This is a genomic window from Streptomyces rhizosphaerihabitans (assembly GCF_025399795.1).
Classification (GTDB): domain Bacteria; phylum Actinomycetota; class Actinomycetes; order Streptomycetales; family Streptomycetaceae; genus Streptomyces; species Streptomyces rhizosphaerihabitans.
Genome location: NZ_JAODTZ010000141.1, coordinates 1 through 1,935 on the forward strand (window position 1 = coordinate 1; position 1,935 = coordinate 1,935).

The 1,935-nt window shown below is 66.0% G+C and carries 2 protein-coding genes and 1 tRNA gene; 1 reads left to right on the plus strand and 2 read right to left on the minus strand.

Features of this window, described 5'->3' with window-relative positions; all coding sequences use genetic code 11:
• Positions 1–380: 380 nt before the first annotated feature.
• Together N4G66_RS45050 and N4G66_RS45055 are read right to left on the minus strand one after the other, a co-directional pair.
• Positions 381–455: transfer RNA gene (locus N4G66_RS45050), tRNA-Trp, on the minus strand.
• 227 nt (positions 456–682) lie between these two features.
• A complete protein-coding gene (locus tag N4G66_RS45055) occupies positions 683–1,135 on the minus strand; it encodes a DUF6234 family protein (RefSeq protein WP_315903777.1) in 453 nt (150 codons plus the stop codon).
• 333 nt (positions 1,136–1,468) lie between these two features.
• On the opposite strand from N4G66_RS45055, the gene N4G66_RS45060 reads away from it, so the two are divergent.
• Positions 1,469–1,828: a hypothetical protein gene (locus tag N4G66_RS45060; RefSeq protein ID WP_261710135.1), complete on the plus strand. Its 360-nt coding sequence runs from the start codon at positions 1,469–1,471 to the stop codon at positions 1,826–1,828.
• Positions 1,829–1,935: the final 107 nt, after the last annotated feature.

Here is a 1,935-nt window from a genome sequence, read left to right on the forward strand (position 1 = left end):
CGATCGGCAGGTCCGCCGACCGTCGTCCTCGCGCTTGGAGAGCACGAGTCCACCAGACCTCATCGGCCGGCTGCACTCAGGACAGGCCAGGACATCGCTGATCATGCGGCGAACCCTAACGAAAGGCGACCGTGCAGCCGTGCGGCCTTGCAGCATGACCTCTTCGTCCCGAAGCAATGCGAGCGACTGTGCAACCTGCGGCCAAACCGGTCGTGACCTCGGCGGACCGTCCACGAGCGTCAGTGATTGTGCGCCCTGGTACGGGACCGTTGCAGCGCAGTTGGACACTCAGCCGATCCCCACGCCGCGCATGACCCGTACCGCTGACGGGCCTCTTGGTGCCCTTGGGGCGTGTACATGGACGCCGCAGCTGGGGCGGACGAAGCCGGCCGGATTCGAACCGGCGTCCTCGCGATTTTGGAGACCGCGCGCGACTACCTCTGCGCTACGACTTCGCCCGACTGGGATCCTAGTCCCGCCGGCCATGCGCGAGGCATACGGGCGCTCTTCGGCAGGACCCCCGCTCGCTTTCCAACTGTGGTGGTGGGGTGGCGAGGTGTGTTTGTGGCGTTCACCTGGGTTCATCGGCGGCTGGGCTTCGGTCGGCCCTCAGGCCTTGGTCCCGTCTGAACGACCGTGAACGTTGCTGAACGAGACGGAAACCGAGACGGCGGCACACGGTTTAACCACTGTCCTTGCAACTGGCCGCTGACGGCACGTCGTGGCACAACTGATCCTGGTGAGACTGGACCTCACCCCCACCCAAGAAGATCATGAAGATCAAGACGGCCATAACGGCTTGGGTGACAACCGTCACGACGGCGTCGACCCATGCGGCTGTCACGGCCGCCGCAATGGCGAGGACTCCGACTCCGCCGGCGGCGACCAGATAACCCCACAAGGGATCGGCCGTGACGGTCTCCTCCGGGTCGAGATCAAAACCGGACAGGAACCAGAGTCCGAAGATCACCGCCAGGGCGATCAGCTCCAGGAGCACGAGACCGCACCCGGCTGCGATGTCGGCACCCCGGTCCACACGGCGCCGCCGCCTGGAGCCGATGGTGGCATCGAAGGCCGGAGGGGCAACAGGTAAGTCCATACTCGCCACCCTGCCCACGCGCGTAAGGCGGCACATGAGTACGGGTACTCAGTTCCGCACCAGATGGATCCCATGATCCACCAGACACCTTCCCATCGATCCTGCGTCAGCTCCTCTGGAGCGGTTGCCGTCAACCACTGCCGTCAACACAAAACCAGAGGCCCCGTGGATTCCTCCACGGGGCCTCTGACCAGCTGCGCACTCGGCAGGATTCGAACCTGCAACCTTCTGATCCGTAGCTCTAGCCGGATCGGCCAGTGACGGTCATTCCGGCCGCTGCCGAGCCCCGCAGGGGCGCTGTCGGACGCGGGCGATCGCTGGGGTTGCGGTACTTGGCTGCTGTACCGCAGGATCCAAACGGGGGTGACCATGGAACGGCATGTGCTGGAATCGCTGTTGGCCGGTGACGACGAGGCGTCCGTGACAGCTCTGGCCACCCTCCGCGGCGGCGCCACCTACTGGGTGGGAGACCGGGCACAACCCGCAGGCCAGCATGCCGGAGTCTTCAAGGGCCGACTTCAGCGCATGCGGATGCACGGACTCGAACCTCTTGGGCTGGAACGAGCAGTGCAGCTGATCCGCGAACATGGCCAGCCCGTGCGCACAGGGCTGATCGATTCTGCCGATCGGACATGGACCACCCTGCTCTTCCTCACCGAGGACGGCAGCGCACTAGTGGCCTGCGCCGGCTGGCCGCTGCCGCTGGTTGTCAGGGAGCCACCGCTTTAGGAGCGAGGTGGGGCGAGCTGGCGCCTGACCTGCGGGCACGCCCTTCGGTGCCTGCCGACTTTGGCCCCCGCGGACAGCCGCAGTTCCCCGTGAGTCCCCGCCCCATC